15 protein-coding genes are annotated in these 21714 nt (G+C 48.7%); 3 read left to right on the top strand and 12 right to left on the bottom strand.

Annotation, left to right across the window (positions count from 1 at the left end; genetic code table 11):
- The first annotated feature begins 76 nt into the window (after positions 1 to 76).
- Entirely contained in the window at positions 77 to 610 is a 534-nt protein-coding gene (locus ACWHX8_RS07465) for a peptidylprolyl isomerase (RefSeq protein WP_447971326.1), read from the top strand.
- A 79-nt stretch (positions 611 to 689) separates the two neighbouring features.
- Here ACWHX8_RS07465 and amrB read toward each other — a convergent pair whose 3' ends face one another.
- The 6 genes from amrB to ACWHX8_RS07435 all read right to left on the bottom strand — a co-directional run bounded on the left by amrB (position 690) and on the right by ACWHX8_RS07435 (position 8358).
- Positions 690 to 1940, bottom strand: a complete 1251-nt coding sequence (gene amrB / locus ACWHX8_RS07460) for an AmmeMemoRadiSam system protein B (protein WP_447971325.1) — start codon at positions 1938 to 1940, stop codon at positions 690 to 692.
- Positions 1941 to 2116: 176 nt separating this feature from the next.
- Positions 2117 to 3121 carry an ABC transporter ATP-binding protein gene (locus ACWHX8_RS07455; RefSeq protein ID WP_447971324.1) on the bottom strand — a complete coding sequence of 335 codons (1005 nt, stop codon included), beginning with the start codon at positions 3119 to 3121 and terminating at the stop codon, positions 2117 to 2119.
- 95 nt (positions 3122 to 3216) lie between these two features.
- Positions 3217 to 4182, bottom strand: a complete 966-nt coding sequence (locus ACWHX8_RS07450; protein ID WP_447971323.1) for an ABC transporter ATP-binding protein — start codon at positions 4180 to 4182, stop codon at positions 3217 to 3219.
- A 5-nt stretch (positions 4183 to 4187) separates the two neighbouring features.
- Positions 4188 to 5171 carry an ABC transporter permease gene (locus tag ACWHX8_RS07445; RefSeq protein ID WP_447971322.1) on the bottom strand — a complete coding sequence of 328 codons (984 nt, stop codon included), beginning with the start codon at positions 5169 to 5171 and terminating at the stop codon, positions 4188 to 4190.
- Between the two features lie 12 nt (positions 5172 to 5183).
- On the bottom strand, positions 5184 to 6146 hold the full coding sequence (locus ACWHX8_RS07440) for an ABC transporter permease (protein WP_447971321.1): 963 nt from the start codon (positions 6144 to 6146) through the stop codon (positions 5184 to 5186).
- Positions 6147 to 6225: 79 nt separating this feature from the next.
- Complete coding sequence (locus ACWHX8_RS07435; RefSeq protein ID WP_447971320.1) at positions 6226 to 8358, bottom strand: ABC transporter substrate-binding protein; 2133 nt, start codon at positions 8356 to 8358, stop codon at positions 6226 to 6228.
- A 471-nt stretch (positions 8359 to 8829) separates the two neighbouring features.
- Between ACWHX8_RS07435 and ACWHX8_RS07430 the strand changes: the two genes are divergently transcribed.
- A complete protein-coding gene (locus ACWHX8_RS07430) occupies positions 8830 to 10767 on the top strand; it encodes a response regulator (protein ID WP_447971319.1) in 1938 nt (645 codons plus the stop codon).
- A gap of 90 nt (positions 10768 to 10857) precedes the next feature.
- On the opposite strand, the gene ACWHX8_RS07425 is transcribed toward ACWHX8_RS07430, so the two are convergent.
- The 3 genes from ACWHX8_RS07425 to ACWHX8_RS07415 all read right to left on the bottom strand — a co-directional run bounded on the left by ACWHX8_RS07425 (position 10858) and on the right by ACWHX8_RS07415 (position 12491).
- On the bottom strand, positions 10858 to 11163 hold the full coding sequence (locus ACWHX8_RS07425) for a Rieske (2Fe-2S) protein (RefSeq protein ID WP_447971318.1): 306 nt from the start codon (positions 11161 to 11163) through the stop codon (positions 10858 to 10860).
- Positions 11164 to 11202: 39 nt separating this feature from the next.
- Positions 11203 to 12099, bottom strand: coding sequence for an Mrp/NBP35 family ATP-binding protein (locus ACWHX8_RS07420; protein WP_447971317.1), 897 nt, complete (start codon positions 12097 to 12099; stop codon positions 11203 to 11205).
- A 188-nt stretch (positions 12100 to 12287) separates the two neighbouring features.
- Positions 12288 to 12491: a hypothetical protein gene (locus ACWHX8_RS07415; protein WP_447971316.1), complete on the bottom strand. Its 204-nt coding sequence runs from the start codon at positions 12489 to 12491 to the stop codon at positions 12288 to 12290.
- A 1177-nt stretch (positions 12492 to 13668) separates the two neighbouring features.
- Here ACWHX8_RS07415 and lgt point away from each other — a divergent pair.
- Complete coding sequence (gene lgt / locus ACWHX8_RS07410; RefSeq protein ID WP_447971883.1) at positions 13669 to 14451, top strand: prolipoprotein diacylglyceryl transferase; 783 nt, start codon at positions 13669 to 13671, stop codon at positions 14449 to 14451.
- 8 nt (positions 14452 to 14459) lie between these two features.
- Here the strand turns inward: lgt and ACWHX8_RS07405 are convergent, their stop codons facing one another.
- The 3 genes from ACWHX8_RS07405 to ACWHX8_RS07395 are packed head-to-tail and all read right to left on the bottom strand — an operon-like array spanning position 14460 to position 21604.
- A complete protein-coding gene (locus ACWHX8_RS07405) occupies positions 14460 to 14930 on the bottom strand; it encodes a tetratricopeptide repeat protein (RefSeq protein WP_447971315.1) in 471 nt (156 codons plus the stop codon).
- Positions 14931 to 14955: 25 nt separating this feature from the next.
- Positions 14956 to 18378, bottom strand: a complete 3423-nt coding sequence (locus tag ACWHX8_RS07400) for a UvrD-helicase domain-containing protein (RefSeq protein ID WP_447971314.1) — start codon at positions 18376 to 18378, stop codon at positions 14956 to 14958.
- Complete coding sequence (locus ACWHX8_RS07395; RefSeq protein WP_447971313.1) at positions 18371 to 21604, bottom strand: PD-(D/E)XK nuclease family protein; 3234 nt, start codon at positions 21602 to 21604, stop codon at positions 18371 to 18373. The genes ACWHX8_RS07400 and ACWHX8_RS07395 overlap by 8 nt, the downstream gene beginning before the upstream one ends.
- Positions 21605 to 21714 lie beyond the last annotated feature (110 nt).

The raw sequence follows: 21714 nt of genomic DNA, 5'->3' as shown, positions 1-21714 counted from the left end.
GCATAGCTCATATGCAATAGATAAACATCGGTCTCCTTGATGATGTGCACCATTACTTGATACAGTTCAATCCATTATGTCTGACCTAGCAAATTTTCAATTTCAGAAAAAAAATCCAAAAGCCACAATCTTTACCAAATTAGGGAACATTGAGCTTCGCTTCTTCCCTGATGCGGCACCACGGCACATCGAAAACTTTATTAATCTGATCAAGATAAATTTTTACGATGGAACGACATTCCATCGAGTCGTTCCTGGCTTCTTGATTCAGGGAGGCGACCCGCTTAGCAAAGACCCCAATCGCGCCCTTCATGGCACCGGTGGGCCGGGGTACAGTATCCCTCCAGAAACAAGCGACTATCCGCACAAACGAGGCGCACTCGCAATGGCCAAGATGCCGCGCAATGAAGATCGCACTCGCGATATTAACGACAATGGCTCTCAGTTTTTTATTTGTGTCGAAGACTCAGGAAGCTTAGACCGGATGTACACCGTCTTTGGAAAAGTCATTCGAGGCATGGCCGTCGTCGATCAAATCGTCGCTGGCGCGACGGATGATCGAGACAATCCGCTTGACCCCATCGAAATGACCATGACCGTGGAAGAATAGGACAAGGCTGTTCGACTACGTTTTAAGACATAGATCTTCCTGGCAGTGCGGTACCTTCAGCTAGTAACATGACTGAGGCCTAATAAAAGGTGATGCTTGCGTAGGTCACGGTTGAGTTAAATTGATCCGTGATGCCTCGATCATACCGCAACACCTCTCCTTTTTCGGCATTGATGAGTTTCATGACCAGGAATATCGTCGAAAATCCCAGGATATGACGGGCATCCCCTTCCTCTAAGATAAACTGCGCAAAGGCTTCAGGATTCATTTCTTCGACTTTTTTCAGCATTTCCAGGTCCGTCTGCATGCAGCGATGAAAGGAAAAATCTGTCGGCGGTTTATTATCGCCGTAGCGCAATCCAATGTGCGCCAGGCTGGCGCTGCCAATGACGCAGACCTCTTGACCACTCGCAGCGATAGAAGCTTTTAACGACACCAAAAAAGCATCAATTTTCTCAAAAAGTGGTTTCAACTCAGCATCCGATAACGTGGCTGGCGGAAACGAGCAAAGCACGGGAACGATAGTGATTGGCCGCTGACTTCCAATCGTGTGCTGCAAGAACGGCAATTGAAATTCGATACTATGTTCCTGCTCATGCCGAATATCTTCTTCGAAAAACTGCGCCCCACCATTGGCTCGAAAATGTTCAAGAATCGGCTTGTTCACCGACAACACGCCTAGTGGCGTTTCAAAATCTTTATCTGTCACGGCAATCCCATGTTCTAAATCGGTATGGCAGGTTCCAAGGACGATAAAGACATCGGGCGTCACGGTCTCACGCAACTCCTTATAAGCCCAGGCATAAATGGCCCCGGCCTCTTTGGGTTCGTAATTCGGAGCGACCATCGCCTTGAGTTTCTCCCCTTGATGCTCGGATGGCTTTTTTTCCGGTCCCTCTTTCGAATCAAAAAAACTATCCAACTGTTGACGCAGTGCATCCGGATTGGCCTCATAGCTCTTGCCAGCAAAGACCGACTTTCTCACCGGAGCTTGCCGATAGGCCGCAATGGCTTGCACTTTTGCGTGTTCACATCGTTCCCCTTCAAGAAAGAGTTTGTCTTCCAAATCTGCCACCAATCGGCTCAACTTGTCAGGCATCAGAAACTCACCATATTGCTTCAAATACTCGGCCCCGACTTCTTCCAAGGAATGTTCACCGTCAAAAAATTGAAACAAGAAAAAGAAGTTTAACGGAATGACTAACTTTTCTTCCGAAAGTCGAGAAGGATCCCAGAGCAATATATACTGCTCCTCTCCCTGCTTGAGTGGAGAATATTGTAAATTACGTAAGGACGGATAATTTTTGGGGTCTTTCGTTGCACTCGTCATGTTCTAGCAAGGCTCCTTCTCTGTTTCATCTCAAACACAGACACATAGATAAAAATACCACAGACAAGGATTATACGAGCCCTACTAAGAGAGCAGCAACCAAGAAGGACGAAAATTTGAAAGGAAAGCAATCGAAAGAGCGCGCGTACTCAGACTTTTCACGATTCCCAGTGCAACTACGTATGTAGATGACACCAAACCTGGTGGCCATGCTCTGCCGGACCAATTTGAATGAGCGGTGGTTCGGTGCTCTTACAGACATCCATCACCTCTGGACAACGAGTATGAAACCGGCAGCCTGAAGGAGGATTGAGCGGAGAGGGGACATCACCTTCCAAGACCATTCGTTCACGTTGATGGGATGGATCCGGGATGGGATTTGCCGATAACAGTGCTTGCGTATAGGGATGCTTGGGATTGCGAAACAATGTTTCCGTAGGCGCGACTTCAGCGAGCTTCCCGAGATACATGACGGAAATTCGATGCGCCAGATATTCGACCACATTCAGATCATGGGTGATAAATAAGTACGCGAGTTGAAATTCCTGCTGTAGATCTTTGAGTAAGTTAATGATCTGCGCCTGAATAGAGACATCCAAAGCCGAAACGGCTTCATCACACACGATAAACCGCGGACGTAATGCCAGGGCTCTCGCAATTCCCACCCGCTGCCGTTGGCCTCCGGAAAACTCATGTGGATAGCGGGAATGATGCTCTGGACGAAGGCCAACACGCGTCAACAATTGATCCACTTGACCTTGCAAATCTTTTCCTTTGGCGAGACCATGAATTTTCAGAGGTTCTCCAATAATTGATCCGACAGTCATCCGTGGATTCAATGAGCTATAGGGATCTTGAAAAATAATCTGCATATGTTGACGGGCGCGACGCATCTCTTTCGCATTCAAATCGAAAATATTTCTTCCTTCAAAGATGGCTTCGCCTGCCGTCGGTTCCATCAACCGAAGAATCGTTCGCCCCACGGTCGTCTTGCCACAACCCGACTCCCCAACCAACCCAAGCGTCTCGCTTGCCTGAATCTGCAGACTCACATCATCGACGGCTTTCACCCAGGCCGACGTTTTGGAAAATACGCCGCTCCGAACGGGGAAATATTTTTTCAACCCATTCACCCGCAACAGCGGTTTGCCATTTTGCGCACTATCGGGAGATCCCGTCATCCTAGCCTTTCACTGGAAATCCAATCCGAGTTTTTTACATTAACTTTTACACTTTGCATTTTTAACTTTTCACTTTGCGTTTCCCACGGTATTCCTCACCCATGCAGCCAGCACGAGGTTTCATGACCGGATTCGATTTGAATCAGGGGTGGGGGCTGTTCGGCACAATGCTCCAAGACATCTAAGCACCTCGTAGAAAAATGACACCCTGTGGGATATTGCAAGGGGGAAGGCACCGTCCCTCGAATAGACTCAAGACGTTTCCCTCGCTCACCAGGTCGAGGAAGCGAGTTCAGCAAGGCCTTGGTATACGGATGCGATGGATTGTTGAACAGCTGCGTCACACTGGCCCGCTCGGCAATTTTACTCGCATACATCACGATCACATTTTGAGAAAACTGTGCCACCACACCTAAGTTATGTGTAATGAGGAGTATGGCCATCCCCATTTCTTCCTGAAGACTTTTCAGTAGATCTAAAATCTGCGCCTGTATCGTGACATCAAGTGCCGTGGTGGGCTCATCGGCTATCAACAAATCCGGCTTACAAGCCAATGCCATTGCAATCATGACACGCTGCTTCATGCCTCCGGACATTTCATGAGGATATTGATCAATACGTTGTTCAGGAGATGGGATGCGGACTTTCTCAAGCAATTTCAGAACTTCGTGTCGAATGTCACTTGCAGATAAGTCCGTATGTATCTGTAACGTTTCCCCAATCTGATTGCCAATCGTAAAGACCGGGTTCAACGACGTCATGGGTTCCTGGAAAATCATGCCAATGGATTTCCCTCGAATCTTGCGCATGGCAGGCTCCGGCAATTCAAGAAGATTTTGTCCCTTAAAGAGAATTTTTCCACCAACGATACGTCCCGGCTGATCGACTAGTCGCATGATGGAAAAGGCCGTGACCGACTTCCCACAGCCCGACTCCCCGACCAAGGCTAGCGTCTCACCGGGCTGAATCGAAAAGCTCACATCTTCAACCGCCCGAATCTCGCCTTTATCGCTAAAGAACGAGGTTGAGAGGTTTGTTAATTCAAGGAGTGGTTGAGGCATAGAGTTTACGAGCGACTTCGAAGTTTAGGGTTCAAGGCTTCACGGAGACCTTCTCCGACCAAATTAAACGCAAGCACGACGACAAAAATCGCAATCCCTGGGATAAAGAACAGCCAAGGCGCATCAAAGATGAATCCCTTCCCGCCAGACAAAATATTTCCCCATGTCGCATAGGGTGGTTGAACGCCAAAGCCCAGGAAACTGAGCGCCGATTCAGTCAAAATAGCTGTCGCAACACCAATCGTCGCCGAGACAAGGACTGGGGCAATGGCATTGGGGACCATATGTCTAAAAATGATGCGCTTTTCTGGCAACCCAAGAGCATGGGCTGCTGTCACAAAATCTTGTTCCCGCAATGACAAAAATTCAGCACGGACAAACCGACAGGTTCCCATCCAGCTTGTCAGCCCAATGACAATCATAATGTTGTAGATGCTTGGGGGTAGTAAGGCTACAACCGTCAAAATCAAAAAGAAGGTTGGGAAACACAGCATAACATCGGTAAAGCGCATGATCAGGGTATCCACGGAAATACCCCATAACTTCACGTTGCCATAGTAACCAGCCACCCCCCCGAACAGAATACCAATAAACACGGATATCCCCACCGCAATGAAGCCAATTGACAATGAAACAAACGAGCCTTGCAACATACGAGAGAACACATCACGCCCCAATTCATCGGTCCCGAAAACATACATGCCAAACATCGGCTCTTCGTGTAACGCCCTCACTTCGGCAGACGGAGGGGAAAACGGTGGTTGAAACTTATCAGGTAACCGAACGACTTCAGCATCAAATACGACAACCCACTCTGTCAGAACTTTTCCAGCCACCGCTGCAATGAGAAGAAATCCCAAAATGACACAACCTGCAACGGCCAAACGATCTTTTTTAAAGATTCGAACAAATTCTTCCCATGGCGTTTCATGCGGAAGAAGCGGCTCGTCTTCTACCAGTGTCTCAGCAGTGAGTGTATGTTCAGTCATATGGAGCTGTATTTATTGCAGGCGGATCCTTGGATCAACGACGGCGTATAAAATATCGGACAAGAGCGTCCCCGCCAAAGTAAGCACCGCCGCGATAAAGTTGATGGTTAATATCACGGGAAAGTCTCTTGCGAGAATGGCTTCATATCCAAGACGCCCCAGGCCGGGCCACGCAAAAATCTGCTCAAAAATAACCGATCCGCCTATCAAGCCAGGAAGCAGTAACCCAAACATCGTCACAAAAGGCAGCAAGGCATTGCGTAAGGCATGCCCGTATACCACCGTATCTTCTTCCAGACCTTTTGCACGAGCGGTCCGGACATAATCCTGACTGATAACCTCTAACATTTGAGACCGGACATAACGCGACAACACAGCCACTCCCAACACCGCCGACATTAACGACGGAATCACCAAGTGCCACACACGATCCATCAGACGAAACGCAGGATGCGCATCCTCCATCCCAAAGGTTTTCATGCCGATGACGGGAACCCCAAAAACTTCAACAATCCAGAGAATCATAATATAGGACAAGAAAAATCCTGGAACGGAAATAAGCGCATAGGCCACAAAGGTACTCGACCGGTCGTAGACCGCGCCACGCCGCATGGCTGCATAGATACCTGCTGGAAAGGCAAACGTCCAAATCAACAAGGTCGCGCAGATAAAGAGCGGCAGTGAATTGAGAAACCGATTCCAAATTTTTGGCAAGACCGGTTGACTATCTTTGAAAGACTTGAGTTCACCGCTCACGAGATCTTGAACCCAGTACGCATACTGAAGGTACAACGGATCGTCTAAATGAAACGCCGCGCGAATCCTGGCAATATCTTCAGGTTTCATTCGTGGGTTGGCTGGATCAACCTCGCTGGGCTCTCCCGGGGCAAGATGAATCACAGAATGCGCCACGATTGAGACAATCACGAGCAAGACTAAGCGTTGAAGCACATTTCGTGTAATGAAAGTCCACATACTATGACGGCAAATCCATCAGGTGCTGGTCCCGATACGCACACAATAGATTCGAGAACATCACCATCCTATCCAGTCGTTAAAAATCAGGCGTGAAGGCCAACTTCTTCCATTTATGAAAATATACCGAGACATCGCCGGTTTTGGTTGGGTATATTTTCTGATAGATTTCTTGACCGTCTTCATCAGTTTCCACTAATACAATTTTCTTGTCCAAGACTCGTGTGCTGAGTGGCGCATACAGAAACGTGTACGGTTGATCATCATGAATAATTTTATGGAGTTGATGAGCCAGCTCCCGCTGACGGTCTCGATTATATTCTTGCCGTATCCGCACAATAAGCTCATCGACACGGGGATTGCTATATCCCACAAAATTAAGCTGTTGCGGGCCAGCCTGACTGGAATGCCAGATCTGGTACAAATCTGGACTGGTGTCCATACTCCACCCCAAAACTACGGCATCAAACTGTCCGGTATTCACGAAATCTTTTAAGAACACGGTCCATTCAAAGTATTGCGTACGGCATTTGACCCCGATTTTCTTCCACGCATTTTGTACGATGGTCATGACATTCTTGCGAATGGGATTGCCGCTATTGGTAATCAGATTAAATTCAAAGATTTTTCCATCTTTCTCCAGCCAGCCCTTCTCGTTCCTCCGCCACCCCATCTCTTCAAACATGGCTAACGCACGTTGCGGATCATACGGCAGCGGCTCCACGGTTCTGTCATACCATTCGGTATTTTGGGAATACGGCCCAGTGGTGCGTTCACCTTCTCCATATAAGATATACTGCAAGAAATCTTTCACATTCACCGCCATCCCTAAGGCTTGCCGAACCTTGGGATCTGCAAATAAGGGATTGCGGTTATTATAGCCAATGTAGGTATACGCAAACCCCATACTGGAAAATGACTGATACGACGGCGCATCTTTATACCGAGCCACCTGGTGCGGCTGAGCAATATAGTAATCGATGGCGCCAGCCAAAAACTCCATTTCCTGTGTCAATAAATCAGGAATGACACGCATGTAGTAGTCATGATATTCAGCGGGACCTTCCCAGTAGGATTCAGATCGTTGCAAATGAATAAATTCATCGCCTTGCCATTCGGCAAACTGAAAACGACCACTCCCGACCGGCTGGCGATTAAAGACACTATCACGCATGCCAAAGGTCTTTCGCGCTTCTTCCGACAAATCCCGTTCATCCATTTCCGCTTGCATCGCATCATGGTTGAGTAGATGCTCTGGCAAAATGCCCATGGTCCATGCGTCAATTGCCGGGGAATACAGTCGTTTATAGACCACTTTCACCGTATGCGAATCGACGGGTTCAACCGACTTAATCGGCTCAAAGCTTGATGTTCGCGGTGATAAGTTCTTTGAATCCATAATGGCTTCGTACGTAAACTTCACATCTCCAGCATCAAATTCATGTCCATCGTGAAACGTCACCCCTTTTCGCAGATGAAAGAGAATTTCTGGATTATGTTCACTGACGGGCAACAATTCCTGATAGTGACGCTCTAGCTCTTCTTGCAGTTCAGGAGAAAGCTCGGACTCGACCGATACATAGCGTTCATAAGGAGGATCATCCCAATAGCCTTCGCCGACAACAGGCACAACATATTGAAAAAGGTCCTGATCCACATGATCCAACACAAACTCAATTCGTTCAGGAACATGAATGGATACCTGCACGGATTCAATCGAAGGATTGCCGCTGTCATATTTGATGAGCAACGAACGTACCTCATCCCGGTCTTCCGGAGGTACAAGACGCACTGACGTCACGTGCGAACGGAGATCGGCAAGAGAGGGATGCGTCAATCGATGCCTCACGCGACGTAGCAGCTCCTGACCGGTCATCGCCGTTCCATCAGGAAAACGGTAGGGATCCCGGACCAGCAAATAGGCCTTTTCCGTAATAGACCAATCGGTAGCAAGACGACCTCGTAAGTTCAATTCTTCATCGAGATCCAACAGCCCTTCAAAGATAAAATCGGTAATAATGGCGCTTGGGAGGTCTGCATTTAAGATGGGATTAAGGATTTTTGCATCAGCCGCAGATGCTTCAATATATGTCACGAGACGATTCGGATTCCCGGCAGCTTGATTTTCGTATGTGGGAACCCAAAAGTACGATTGGAGGAGAAAAACGGTAAGCGCAATAGGAATGACGAGCAGTAATCGTTTAATCGTCATACAGATTGATACGTAAGCACAAACCGAAATGAAGGGGGAATTCCCTTAAATATTAACAGGAAACATAGAAATGGCGCCACTGATACGACAGACAACCTGTAGCCATAAAAAACCTCTACCACAATGCTTGATTACTCATACTATCACGAAGGACGCGTTACAGTGTCTTGAATAGAAAAAAATGTGAAAATGACTTTTTCTCTTGAATCAGAAGCATTCATGAGCTACCATTCGTCTTTACTCTACAATCTTGTACATTTAAGAGAACGACAGTACCAATCATTCGGGAGGAACCGGACTCACAAGTTTCTCGCAGCTATCTTCTCTCATAATCCCTCAATACCGATTTTCTCATCTTTTTCTGCAGTCCTTCTGAACTCATTGTTGTCCTAGTTCGCGTCAACATTCACAACCGCTGATTCGCGCTCAGCACAAGCAGTCTCTTACCTCTGCCTTGGAAGGAACGATTGCATGGATGATCGACAAACATTCACCATTCTTGTCGTAGACGACAATCCCGGCCTCAGCAATCTCATTCAAAAATATCTGGAACGAGAAGGATTTACGACCCTCGTTGCCCATAGTCGTGCAGACGCACTCGCCTGGCTTGGCCAACAACATGCCGACCTCATGCTTCTCGACCTTCAACTCTCAGACAGCAATGGGGCCGACCTCATTCAGTCTCTCGAACAGCAGAATCAACTTCCGCCCTTTATTGTCGTGACCGGGCATGGCGATGAGCGACTTGCCGTCACCATGATGAAATCTGGCGCACGCGATTATGTCATCAAAGACGATATGTTTCTTGAATTGCTCCCATCGGTCGTCATACGCACCTACGAAGAACTTCGACGCGAACGTCGTCTCTTAGCCGCTGAAGAAGAATTAAATACCGAACGCGAACGTCTGGCTATCACCTTAGCGTCAATTGCCGAGGGAGTGGTCACGACGGATACACACGGACAGATCACGTCCATGAATCGCGTTGCCGAAACACAGACCGGCTGGACACAACTCGACGCAATTGGCCATCCAGTGGAAGACGTCATACATTTAAAGCAACATACGAAAATGACGTTTCGGGAAAACCCTGTCCGGGAAGTTCTTGACTCTGGAAAGATGCTTCACCCGGCCCGGCACCGACTCCTCTACGCCCGGGACGGAGTCGAACGTGCCGTGGCGACAAGCACCGCACCAATCCGACGACACGATAAATCCATTCTCGGAGTCGTGCTGGTCCTTCGGGATATGACGGATCGCCTGCGAGTCGAACAAGAATTGTTAAAAGCCAGCAAACTGGAATCCCTTGGAATTTTGGCTGGCGGCATTGCACACGACTTTAATAACTTACTCACGAGTATTCTCGGCAATATTTCCCTCTCAAAAGTATCACTCAACCCTCAAACCGAATCGTACGGCTACATGGATGAAGCCGAAAAAGCTTCCCTTCGCGCCAAAAGTCTCACACAACAACTGCTGACCTTTGCAGAAGGCGGAGCACCTGTCAAAAAGCCCATGGCACTTGAACCGATGGTGACAGAATCCGCCACGTTTGCCTTACGGGGAACAAAAAGTCGCTGTCACGTTGACTTTCCCGTGAACCTTTGGCGCGTTGAGGCCGACAGAGGGCAACTCAGCCATGTCATTCATAACTTGATGCTTAACGCCCATCAAGCGATGCCGAAAGGCGGCACGATCACCATTCGTGCTGACAATATGACTTTTCACCCCAACGATCATGAACGCAAAATGGCCTTACACAAAGGACACTATGTCGAAATCATCGTGGAAGATCAGGGAATTGGGATTCCAGCCGATTACCTGGCACAAATATTTGACCCGTATTTTACGACAAAACAATCAGGGAGCGGCCTTGGCTTGTCCACCGCCTATTCTGTCATTAAAAATCACGGTGGCACGATGACCGTATCGTCGGAGTTGGGTAGAGGCACGCAATTACGCATATATCTCCCAGCTTCATCAAGTCAAGAATTGTCCGACGAGCCCCCTCCTTCCACATCGATCACGGGAGAAGGGAAAATTCTTGTGATGGATGATGATGATTCCGTTCGATTATTGCTTGAAGAAATGTTGATTCATCTCGGCTATGAAGTAGAAAGCGTTCCCGATGGCGATGATGCGATTACTCGCTATCAACAAGCCAAGGCCAGACAACAAGGGTACTCAGCCGTCATTCTAGACCTAACCGTTCCGGGAGGTTTGGGAGGAAAGGATACGTTGGAAAAACTTCGGCAGATCGACCCTGATGTCAGAGCGATTGTTGCCAGTGGATACTGTAATGACCCTCTGTTGTCACGGTATTCCGCCTTTGGATTTCTTGGAATGGTCGCCAAACCCTTCCAATTAGGTGAACTCAGCGAGGTTCTGCATCGAGTCACAATCGAATAAGGAACAGAGCATTCACCACAGCATGGCCTCGGTCAGCGTTCAGAACATGATGCTCGAAAGAATCCCACCAAGAAGGTTGTCGCAATCTTCTTATATTTCGACTTTGATATCTGAGCCCTCAACGGTGACGTTATAGGTTTTCACACATGCGGCAGGGTTATTCGTACAGGCCCCAGTTTTCACATTATACTCCCAACCGTGCCAGGGACAGGTGACGATATCTCCGTCTAACTCACCTTCGCCCAACGGTCCGCCTCGGTGAACACATGTATTATCAATCACGCAATAGGCTCCATTGACATGAAACACGGCGAAACTTTTCTCTTCGACTTCCGCGACCATTCCACTTCCTGGAGAGATCTGATCCGTTTTGGCAATGGTGATAAGGTCACCCATCGTGTTTCCTCCTGAGAATGTTATTCGTTCGGAACATTGTTATTTCCCCTCCATTGGTTTTGTAATTTTCTGCAACAAGCTCGAGATTGATGGGGATGCGTTCTCACTCGACCCTGACCCCATCGTTTGTTCAAGCAATGTTGCCGCGATCGCTTTAAACGCTTCAGTTTGTGGAGATGATGGATTGGCGACCACGATGGGCTTACCCTCATCCCCGCCACGCCCAATTTCTGGGTCAAGCGGAATGCTCCCCAGGAACGGGACTCCAAACTTTTGAGCCGCCTGTGCCCCACCACCATGTGAGAAAATTTCCGTTCGCTCGCCACAATGTCCACACACATAGAAACTCATATTTTCGATGACTCCCAAGATGGGAACATTCACTTTTTGAAACATCACAATCCCCTTACGCACGTCTTGCAGCGCAATTTCCTGAGGAGTCGTGACCGTAATGGCTCCTGTCATCGGAACAAGTTGGGCTAAGGTCAACTGCACGTCTCCAGTACCTGGAGGAAGATCAATCAATAAATAGTCCAACTCTCCCCAGACGACATCACGAAAAAATTGTTGAATCGCCGAGTGGACCATCGGTCCGCGCCACACCACAGGCGTTTCCTCGGGAACAAAAAATCCCATCGATATCACTTTGACTCCATAGCCTTCTGCGGGAAGTATTTTCTTGTCATCTTTTCCTGGCGGTTGAGTAATGCCCATCATTGTCGGAATATTCGGCCCATAAATGTCGGCATCCATTAACCCGACTCTCTGGCCAGATAAGCTTAACGCCACGGCTAAATTTGTCGTCACCGTGGATTTTCCGACTCCACCCTTTCCACTACTCACAGCAATGACATGCTTCACACCCGGAATAGGATTATCTTTTGGCGCCGTTGACTCTGCTGCCGCCTCACCGGGCTTAGGGCTTTCTTCAGACATGCGTTTTACTCCCTTTATAGAAAAACCGTTTATAGAATGACACTCTGCCTTCAATCGATAGATCAGAGTCCGCGAAGGCCCATTCCTTCACGGCCGTGGCTTCAGAGCATGACAAACGCCCCGCAAACCTCGACACTGTACTGTCCATGAGTGATTTGACTCTCAATACAGACTGGAAAAGTTTGCCATCAACCAAGTTGCGTGGCAAACTTTTTACGCGACCGGCCAAGAAGCGGTTCGTGATGGTATTGGCGGTTAGCAGAAATGACAGGATCCAAAATTTCCCCACATAAAATACATCGCCACCCTGAAAACTTTAGCGCACCTGTATCATCTGCAACATCTTCAAATCTATCCCTCACCATAACCCCTTTACACCGTGGACATTCCATTTTATGCTCCTGACATCGTTGTACACATCATTGAAAATACACAACAGCCGATGAGCACTCGGCTTCATAAGTATACTCAATTATAAAGCAATTGAAATTTCTTAGCATCACTTAGCCTAAGACATTGATTTCAAAGAACATTATATATGTCGTTCATTCTATAGCCGTTCCAGTTATGCCGAATCAGTTATAGCCGTTCCAATATACTCCGTCTGTACGACGTGTGTTTTTTCGCTGTGTGGATGATGTAAATTCGGCTGGAAATTATTTGGTTCCGCTATAAATGTCGACCTACTGAATGCTGGTTATAGCCGTTTCAATTATAGCGAAACCATGAAACATTTAGCCGAATTGACAGCACATACCAGACGCAACGGCACACGTCATATAAGCGAACGAGAACCGGACCGGCTATAACTTCCGGTAGTGGAAACGTTGTACCGCGCTGAGTTCGTGGTATTTTCCTGCTTGGAACGTATTTGGATTCGCTATAACCCTTCGTTATTGAACCGTCAATCGTCTGTAGGTCATCCAGGCGGGTATAACCTTCCTCATGTTCACGTTGTCCTGCGCTAAGCTATAGCCGATTCCATGAACTTCGATATCTTGAAGTCCTTAATTCTGAAGGGGAAGTTAGGGTGGCTCAACTGAAATGTATTTGGATTCGCTATAGTCATTGCCGTTCCTCTCACGAATCGTTCTTCATGTATTTCAAAGACGGTGTGAATCGCTTCACACCGTCATGAATAGATGAATGCACGAGTTAGGAGGAAAGGTCAGTTGTGGTAACGTGATTATGAAGCGTAGCCAAGACGTTGTGTACCCCTAGCAATATGAAGTATGGCACTCCAGAGACAACATTTTCGTACGCACGGATTACTCGTCAATAGACACTGCGGAAAATTTCAGACAAATATAGAACAAACCATATCATCAATATTCGTCGCATACATTTGGTCTTAGACCACACAGTATTTGCACAACGTTGATCGTGTCATACGCTTGCAATCCATTGTCTGCACACCTAGTATGACAGCCCGTAGCTGGAGGACCCTGTTCACAATGCCGCTTCAGTCAGCACACCACACAATTACAATAACAATATTGTTATCAAAATAATGGCCACCTCTCCTATGTCAGCAAAAGGAATTCGCTTGTGATGGATTATTTTTTCGCAATCCCTTACCCGGAAATCGATCCTGTTTTTTTTCGGCTGGGTCCCTTAGCTTTTCGCTGGTACGGCCTCATGTACCTCCTAGGACTCGGAGCTGCCTACTTCCTGATCAAATCACGAGCCGCAAGTAAAAACCTGGCCCTCTCACCCGAACAACTTTCCGACCTCATCGTGTATGCCGCTTTTGGTGTCTTTCTTGGCGGACGATTAGGGTATATTCTGTTTTACAATCCGGCATTCTATCTAGAAAACCCCTTAAAGATTTTCGCCGTGTGGGAAGGCGGCATGTCCTTTCACGGCGGCTTAGTCGGCACATGTGCTGCCCTTTGGATCTTTAGTCGCCGCCTCGGATTCCCGTTGCTCAGCATTGCAGATCTTGCGGCAGGCGCTGTCCCGATTGGTTTGGGATTTGGAAGACTCGGAAACTTTATCAATGGGGAATTATATGGACGGGCAACCGATGTGTCATGGTGTATGGTCTTTCCTCAAGGGGGGCCTGAATGCCGCCATCCGTCTCAATTGTATGAAGCCCTACTCGAAGGCTTCTTACTGTTTCTGATACTCACAGTCATTCAGAGACGGCACACACCGCCTGGAACAATCTTCTGGAGTTTTTTGATTGGCTATGGATTCGCGAGATTCTTTATCGAACAGTTTCGCCAGCCAGATAGCCACATCGGTTTTCTTTTTAATACGTTAACGATGGGACAACTCTTGTGTCTTCCAATGATTTTGATAGGCACAACCATGTTGCTCAGAGGATACTGGACGTCAAAACAGGCGTAACACCGCTCTCAACTGCCCACACCGCCATATCCACCAATTCCCCCACCCCCACCAATTCCCGGTAACACAGGGGCCGATGTGTTCTCTTGTGGTTTATCAGGGACATTGCCATAACGACGTAACGGAGGAGAATCCCAAATGACTTTATGGCCTGGAGCAAGATTCGCCGCCTGAATGTAATGTTGCCGTGCCCGCTCAGAGTCTCCCAGCCGTTCCAAGGCCAGAGCCAGATTGTAATGCGCTTCCGCTAATTCTGGCTGAGCCTGGACTGCCTGTTCAAACTCCACAATGGCCGCTTCCCACTGCCCCTCGGAAAACCGTTGATTTCCCTTATTGACTAACGACAAGGCCGCTGGATCCGTTCCGCTTGGAGCCTCCAAGACTCGTTGTGGCATTGGATCAGGCTGACTCGAACAACCATATCCACTGACAAGGCCGCCGACAATCATTATCAAGAAACCGATAGATGTCACACGCATATGTCACCCCTTCTGCTTAATCTGCTTAGACAGCAATGATTTGTCCAAGACGTAAAAAAATAAATTGACATCGTACCTCATGTAACTGAAGACACCGTTGAGCTGCACGTGTATAAATTTCTGCTTGATCGCGATAGAAACGCATACGATCGGGAACATCCTTCTCTTTTATACGATCAGTTTTATAATCGACAAGACAAATCTGCTGGTCACGTTCATACACAAGATCAATCACCCCCTCCATCACAACAGAGGTATCATCAGTTATAGCCATTTCGCCATTCGGCACGCAATCCCATGGAATGGTAAATGGGACTTCACGACCAAGGATCGTTGCACGTTGCAACATGGTATAGGCAGACGAAGACAGAAAGGTTTCCAATACGTCGCAGATCTCCTCTTGGACCGCCTCCCGGTCTTCTTCCCACTCATCGAGAATGGCATGGGCAGAAACTTCGGCAACTGTAGATTTCAGCCTATCTCTATGAGGAGAGGTGCAAGAAAAATCCCACTGCTGAAGCACACGATGAGTCAAGCTCCCAATTAACGCTCCACGTCCACCAAGCATCCCTCCTTCATTGCCAAACGCCTCCACCCGGGGTCCATCGGTCCTTCTAGACGTTGGCGTGAGATAGGTTGGCATGGCCATACATTCCTTCCACGCACGATCTCGCTCATCCCAGCGCTGAAGCCAAGAGTCCAAAGTCATTGGAGGGGAAAACGCATGAGCTCTCGTCTCAGCATTCCCCAAGAAAGGATCTGATGAAGGAATGAATATCTGAGGAATAGACGTGGAATGGAGAGTGAGCCTGTCGCAATCAGGACTCCCAACCGTATCGGTCGTCACCTCTTGAAGAAGACGAAAAAAAGTTCCCGCCGCCTGACGCTTGGGAAACCCACCAGACAAGACCAAACGTTCCTGCGTCCGAGTCATGGCCACATACAAGAGACGTCGCTGTTCCGCCTCTTCCTTCACACGGGCTTTTTCTTTGGTCAAAACATTCCCTAGGGTGCAAGAGGAACCAATCGACACGCCGGCGACTTCCGTCGCCCAATCGGATGAGATTGTTGGACCATCAGAGCCCGTCTGTGCGCCATGATGGAACCCTGGCAAAATCACAACGGGAAACTCCAGCCCTTTAGCCTTATGAATCGTCAACACACGAACGGCATCAAGGGATTCTTCGGCAAGCGACCGTTCAGCCTCACTCGGTTGCTCATGAAGTCGAGTGACCAGAAGATTCACGAAGCCCGACAACGTCAACAAAGGCCGATCCTCCATCTCCATGGCCATTGACTGTATTTTCTTGAGATTCGCAACCGCCTGCTCACCATGCCGGGAAGCCATGGCCAATTCAAGAATCGGCAAGCGAGAAAATATTCGCTCGATGATTTGCCCCAGTGGATACAGAAACGCCTGTTCATTCAACTCACGGAGTGCGACAAACAGCTTTTGGACTACAGCTTTACGAGGACTGGTCCACCGGTCAAGTTGCGACACATGACGATAGTCACACGCCTGCAGTTGTCGCAGTTCGTAAATCTCTCGATCATTCAACCCACCCACAGGTGAACGAAGCATGCCGAGCATCCCGACGGCGTCTCCCGGTTGATCAAGCACACGAAGCACATTGATCACATCAATAACTTCCGGTCTTCGATAGAAATGTTTTTCGCCATCCGTCACATACGGAATACCATGTCGCTGCAAGGCCTCAAGATATACGTGTGCTTGGGTCAGCTTTCGAAACAACAGTCCGATGTGCCCTGGCCGCAAAGGCACGTGGGTACCCGTCGCCTCAAGCAACGTCTCTTCCTTGAGTAAGTGCTCTTTCATATACCGTGCAAGTTGCTCCGCCTCCCGTCGAGTCACCGCCGACGCACCGACATCCTCGGGGTCTTCCTCCATCTGGACAACACGGACTTCCACCCCTGGAGCGCGAAGCATCTCGTGACGGTTTGGGGAAACCGTTAACTGAATATTTCCCGGTTGAATATGTTGTCGTGGTTGTAAGAGCCGATCAAACACATCATTGACGACATGCAGGACTTGACGATGACTGCGAAAATTGGTCGTCAGTTCATACACAATGCCACCGTCATCTCGAATTTTCGAGATCACATGATCGAAGGCCTCAAGATCAGCACCACGAAACGTATAAATGGACTGCTTGGGATCACCAACAATAAAGAGTTTTCCCGGCGTCAACTGCACCGCACGCCAATCCGATGCACAGATGCCTCGCGTTTCACACAGATACAACACGATTTCATATTGAATGGGATCGGTATCCTGAAATTCGTCGACGAGGATGGCCTGGAATTCATGTTTGAGACGTTCACGCACGACTGGATAGTCCCGCAGGAGAGTTCGAGCACGCGTCAGTAAATCCTGGAATGTCATCCATCCATCGCTGATGAACGTCTGTTGAACATGCGTCACAAAAGGAATCAACATCTGAAGAAGACCATGAATACGCGGGTGATCGACAGAAAAAATCGAATGTGCCAGACGAATCAATGCACGCGCATCGGAAAAATCCTCCTCTGTCCATCCTCGTGGCATGTTCCCTAAATTTGAACCTAACAGGTCGCAGTCAGTGTCCGGGAACGAATGTATGCCATCAAGTCCCTGCTCAAGAATGGCCGTCAACACCTGCGTCGCGACGCCAAGCGCGCGTTCAACTTTCCGAGGCTTGGCTACCCGATATGATGACAACAGCTCTTCCATCCGATTGCGTTTGGAACAAAACCAATCGCGAAGGTGTCCAGTGATGTCAGTCGTTCCGGTTTGCGCGAGCAACTGTCCGACCATTGACATATCGAGCGAAAGATCCAAGGCCAATCCACGAAGAGACTCAAGCCGGAAATGCGCAAGCAACGATTTCCATTGGTCATGCTGCGTTCCATGTGGCCCTAATTCACCATCAATCCACACATCCCACTCTTGCGTAAAGTATTCATTGAACCGAGAACCATCATCTTCTCGAAAATTTGGCGGCACTCCGCTTTCTAATGGATACAGTCGAAGCAGATGCGCGGCAAAACTATGCAGGGTCCCAATCTGCGCCTTTTCCACATCATCCAATGCCGCTTGAGCTCTAGCCACAATCTCTGTACTCGATAACCGAAACTCTTCTTGAAACCTCACCATGTGGTGAGACGTGGAGGCAGATTCGCCTTCTCGCTGTTCCCAGTTCACGAGTCCAAGCAACTGGTCGCGAAGTCTCATTTTCATTTCAGTCGCAGCTTTATTCGTAAAGGTGAGTGCGACAATATTCGTCATCGGTATGGGGTCGGGTTCTCGCAACAACACAGACAACAGTCGATTCACCAAGAGCGTGGTTTTCCCCGTTCCCGCACCTGCCACAACCACCACATTTCGATCAAAGGTGGTTTCCGCAAGACGACGAATGGAGGAATCTGGAATAGACGAGGAGTCAATCACGAAGAATCTCTTGTTTCCGAATGTGTCGAATCTGTTTGGCTTGACTCGATCGATACGCTCGTATCCACGTTGTCTCGTGAAACCGCCGACATGCCGTGGACACCGAGCAATGCTGGCAATACTCGCCAGGGAGAATGAAATATTCTCCTTGGTATATTCCCTGAACAAGGGTTGACAGGGTGCGGTGCAGTTGTGACCCTGCGCGTGACTTCCAGGAAGACCGTTCAAACACCGCACGATCAACTGGAGGCTCTCGATGAGGAGCCAGGTACACAAACTCGACAGATTCCGGGGAAAAAGGCTGCGTCGATTCGCCTGTATTCGTATGAACATGTAAGCCTGACATCAACGAATACAATGCAGGTTGAAGGTAGTGGCCACGAATACCTGAAGCCAGTAAGTCTCGATCTCGTGATTGTTGTTGTGAGCCAACTTTCAATTTATAGTCGACGACACGAAATGTTTCCGTCATGGCGTGACGATCTATCCTGTCCAAACGACCGTGAATTTTGAGACGACTGAATCGAGGATCTTGCATATCGACAGAGCCTTCCGCCTTCATTTCAACGGCAAATGGACGAAACCCACTTTGGAGAAACTCTTGTAGGCTCGCATTGACTGCGACTTCCACTAATTCCGTGATCGCATCCTTGAGCAACTGCCACAGAAGCCAATACCCCGTAAATCCGGTTGCCGCATGTGAGGCAAACACCTTCTCGACCACCAGGGCAATGCGTTCACGGATAGGGGGCAGGAATGCCTGTAGATCCGGCCATTCGTCCTGAATCAACTGCGCATACACGTCCCGCAATACGTCATGATACAGAAGACCAATGACCGATACCGGTAACTCCTCAGTCTGAGAACGCCGTATTCCATCTATTCGAAGCAGTTGAGAGGCAAAATACTGAAAGGGACATTGGGCATAGGTTTCTAGAGACGTAGGCGAAAGGCCTCGAGTCATCACATGTCGCCAATAACCATCATCCGGCCCGATCATCCCATCAAACAATCCTGGCGTGGACATCGGACGCTCCATATCCGAGAGCGCAAGCATACCTTGCTGCAAAACGAGAGGTTCACGTCCAGCATGCTCCAACAGAACGGAAGGGTCCGATCCTTGGCGTAAGAGTTTAAACCCAAGCTCCTCCCCTGTAAGAAGGCTGTCTCGAAAGAGATGCTCGTCGAAACGATCAGAAAACCGTCGAGGAAGTGCCCACTCAGACACTCGTGTGTTAGGGGTTTCTGTTCGTGTCAGTTCCCGGAGAAAAGACGATGGAGCTAATACACGCCCCTCTTCATCCGCGCGTTGATAGGAAAGGTAGAGCCGATCTCGTGCCGCCATATGCACAAGCGCAAATAAGAGTCGCTCCTCATCATACCCGGCATACTTTTCATCGATTTTATACCCCAAGGTTTCGAACAACACGTTTCGATGTCCATCTCGTAAAAATGCATCCTCTCGAATATAACGCGGAAACACTTTTTCGTTCAGACTGAGAATGATCACGGCACGAAACGGCAACCCACGGGCTGCCATTGCATCGAGAACGCGAACACCTCGGTAGGGTCCCGGGGCCAGGGGCAGTGACGACTCCTGCACAATGAGAAGGAAGACATTGGTCCATTCCTCCCATGTCATCGTCTCTTGAAACCGATCAAGCTGTTCAAGTTGCTCGAATATGGTATGAATCACGTCAACAAGAAATGAACCGTGAAGCGTCACATGCCCTTGCAGCTTGGCGTCATCACGGCTTCGTAAGACCAGATGCTTCTCAATCAACTTTTTGTAAGCCTTCGTCAGTTCTCCCGTACGTCCCTGTGATGGTAAGGCTTGGCAATCATCGATTAAATCCTTCACCAATCGGTGTAATTCCTGTGCCGTTGCACAAAAGTCCTGAGGTGACATCGTCCGGCTTTTTCCCTGTACGCTATCACGAATATGGCGAGGATCAGTTGCGGCAACAGTCGAAAGTTTTGACCATTGCTCTTCGCCACGGGTAATCCCCAATGTGTGAACGACTTCATCCCACCCCTCTGACCACATTGCTGGCATCGCGGCTTCTTCAGTGCCGGCACGATAGTAAGGAGACCTCAGCACATCGATCATGTCGCTGGCAGAAAATTGGTTCACTGATACGCGTGCAAGAAACACGAGCAGTTTCATGGCCGGTTCATGAATGATTGACCGTGCGCTTGATGACGTAAACGGAATTCGGTGTTGTTCAAACAGGCGACTCAGCATCGGCTCATAGGGCTCTAACGTACGAGCCACAAGACCAATGTCTTCAAACCGATACCCATGCAGTTCGACCAGATCCATGATTTCTTTACATGCCAGGGTCAGTTCATCTTCCGCTCCAACAGCGCTCACCACGTTCACCGTTCGTTGATTCATTGAGACAGGCGGTGGCGGAAAGGTGGAGTAGGGAGATGTTTCGCTCACGACGCCTGATAACAAATGACGGTCATAAAATCGTCGAGCAAAGGCAAAAGCCGGATCATCAACACACGGAAAATAGACTGTGACGTCTGCGCTGCGAGTCACGGATTCGAAAAACGTTAATTGTATTTGCGTAAGATCATAAAACCCGTAGTAGCAGACACGCGTCAGTCGAGCCAGGAATGATGAAGACGGAACGTGTGGAATCACTAATGACGTCAGGTCGTCCGGACCACCAATCTGTAATCGCTGAGTCGTCTCTTGAATAACGTCATACAACAGACACAACGTTTGCAGTGCATCCCTCGACCCAGGATCAAAGAGACCTTCGTTGATGGCGTGCGTCATCACGTTCGGAGGGACCATCGCATCCTTGAGATCCCGTATTGTCGCCCACAGCGCCGCGCACAAACCGGGCGATCGATTCAGCAACGGACTCGCAGATTGCAACTCGGTGCCGAGAGACTCAAGGACAACCCTCAGGAGCTGACGAAGCGTAAACTCGGTGACGAGTCGAAACGACGACACATCGGGAGAGGCGAACGGTTCTCGCGGCTCATCATGCAGCCGAAGAGCAAACTGATGAAATGTCAGAAAGTGTACATCATAGAGTGCACACCCATGTTCAACACACAACAACCATTGGAGTCGGCGGCGAAGAATTTCTGAAGGGACAATAATCGCCAGAGAAGTGAAAGGGTCGGTAGATTTATATTGTTGAATCTCTTCGACGAGAGCCGCTTCTAAGACAGGCTGGAATGGTCCAGACACAAGATGAAACATGAGCAATCACTATGGACGTGCGAAGATGAGAAGCAGAGAATGATACTGAGACGGGAAGAACGTCGAAAGAGCAATTGGGAACGCGAACTGACATCGTTGCGATTCGGCGT

The organism is Nitrospira sp. M1 (assembly GCF_965152605.1).
This window is presented reverse-complemented; position numbering and strand designations above follow the sequence as displayed.

Bases quoted from the DNA above. Each gene is read 5' to 3' on its own strand.
- ACWHX8_RS07395 (WP_447971313.1), bottom strand. From the start codon at position 21,604: ATGTTTCATCTTGTGTCTGGACCATTCCAGCCTGTCTTAGAAGCGGCT.
- ACWHX8_RS07420 (WP_447971317.1), bottom strand. From the start codon at position 12,099: ATGTCTGAAGAAAGCCCTAAGCCCGGTGAGGCGGCAGCAGAGTCAACG.
- ACWHX8_RS07455 (WP_447971324.1), bottom strand. From the start codon at position 3,121: ATGACGGGATCTCCCGATAGTGCGCAAAATGGCAAACCGCTGTTGCGG.
- ACWHX8_RS07445 (WP_447971322.1), bottom strand. From the start codon at position 5,171: ATGACTGAACATACACTCACTGCTGAGACACTGGTAGAAGACGAGCCG.
- ACWHX8_RS07415 (WP_447971316.1), bottom strand. From the start codon at position 12,491: ATGGAATGTCCACGGTGTAAAGGGGTTATGGTGAGGGATAGATTTGAA.
- ACWHX8_RS07465 (WP_447971326.1), top strand. From the start codon at position 77: ATGTCTGACCTAGCAAATTTTCAATTTCAGAAAAAAAATCCAAAAGCC.
- ACWHX8_RS07430 (WP_447971319.1), top strand. From the start codon at position 8,830: ATGGATGATCGACAAACATTCACCATTCTTGTCGTAGACGACAATCCC.
- ACWHX8_RS07450 (WP_447971323.1), bottom strand. From the start codon at position 4,182: ATGCCTCAACCACTCCTTGAATTAACAAACCTCTCAACCTCGTTCTTT.
- ACWHX8_RS07425 (WP_447971318.1), bottom strand. From the start codon at position 11,163: ATGGGTGACCTTATCACCATTGCCAAAACGGATCAGATCTCTCCAGGA.
- amrB (WP_447971325.1), bottom strand. From the start codon at position 1,940: ATGACGAGTGCAACGAAAGACCCCAAAAATTATCCGTCCTTACGTAAT.
- ACWHX8_RS07435 (WP_447971320.1), bottom strand. From the start codon at position 8,358: ATGACGATTAAACGATTACTGCTCGTCATTCCTATTGCGCTTACCGTT.
- ACWHX8_RS07405 (WP_447971315.1), bottom strand. From the start codon at position 14,930: ATGCGTGTGACATCTATCGGTTTCTTGATAATGATTGTCGGCGGCCTT.
- ACWHX8_RS07440 (WP_447971321.1), bottom strand. From the start codon at position 6,146: ATGTGGACTTTCATTACACGAAATGTGCTTCAACGCTTAGTCTTGCTC.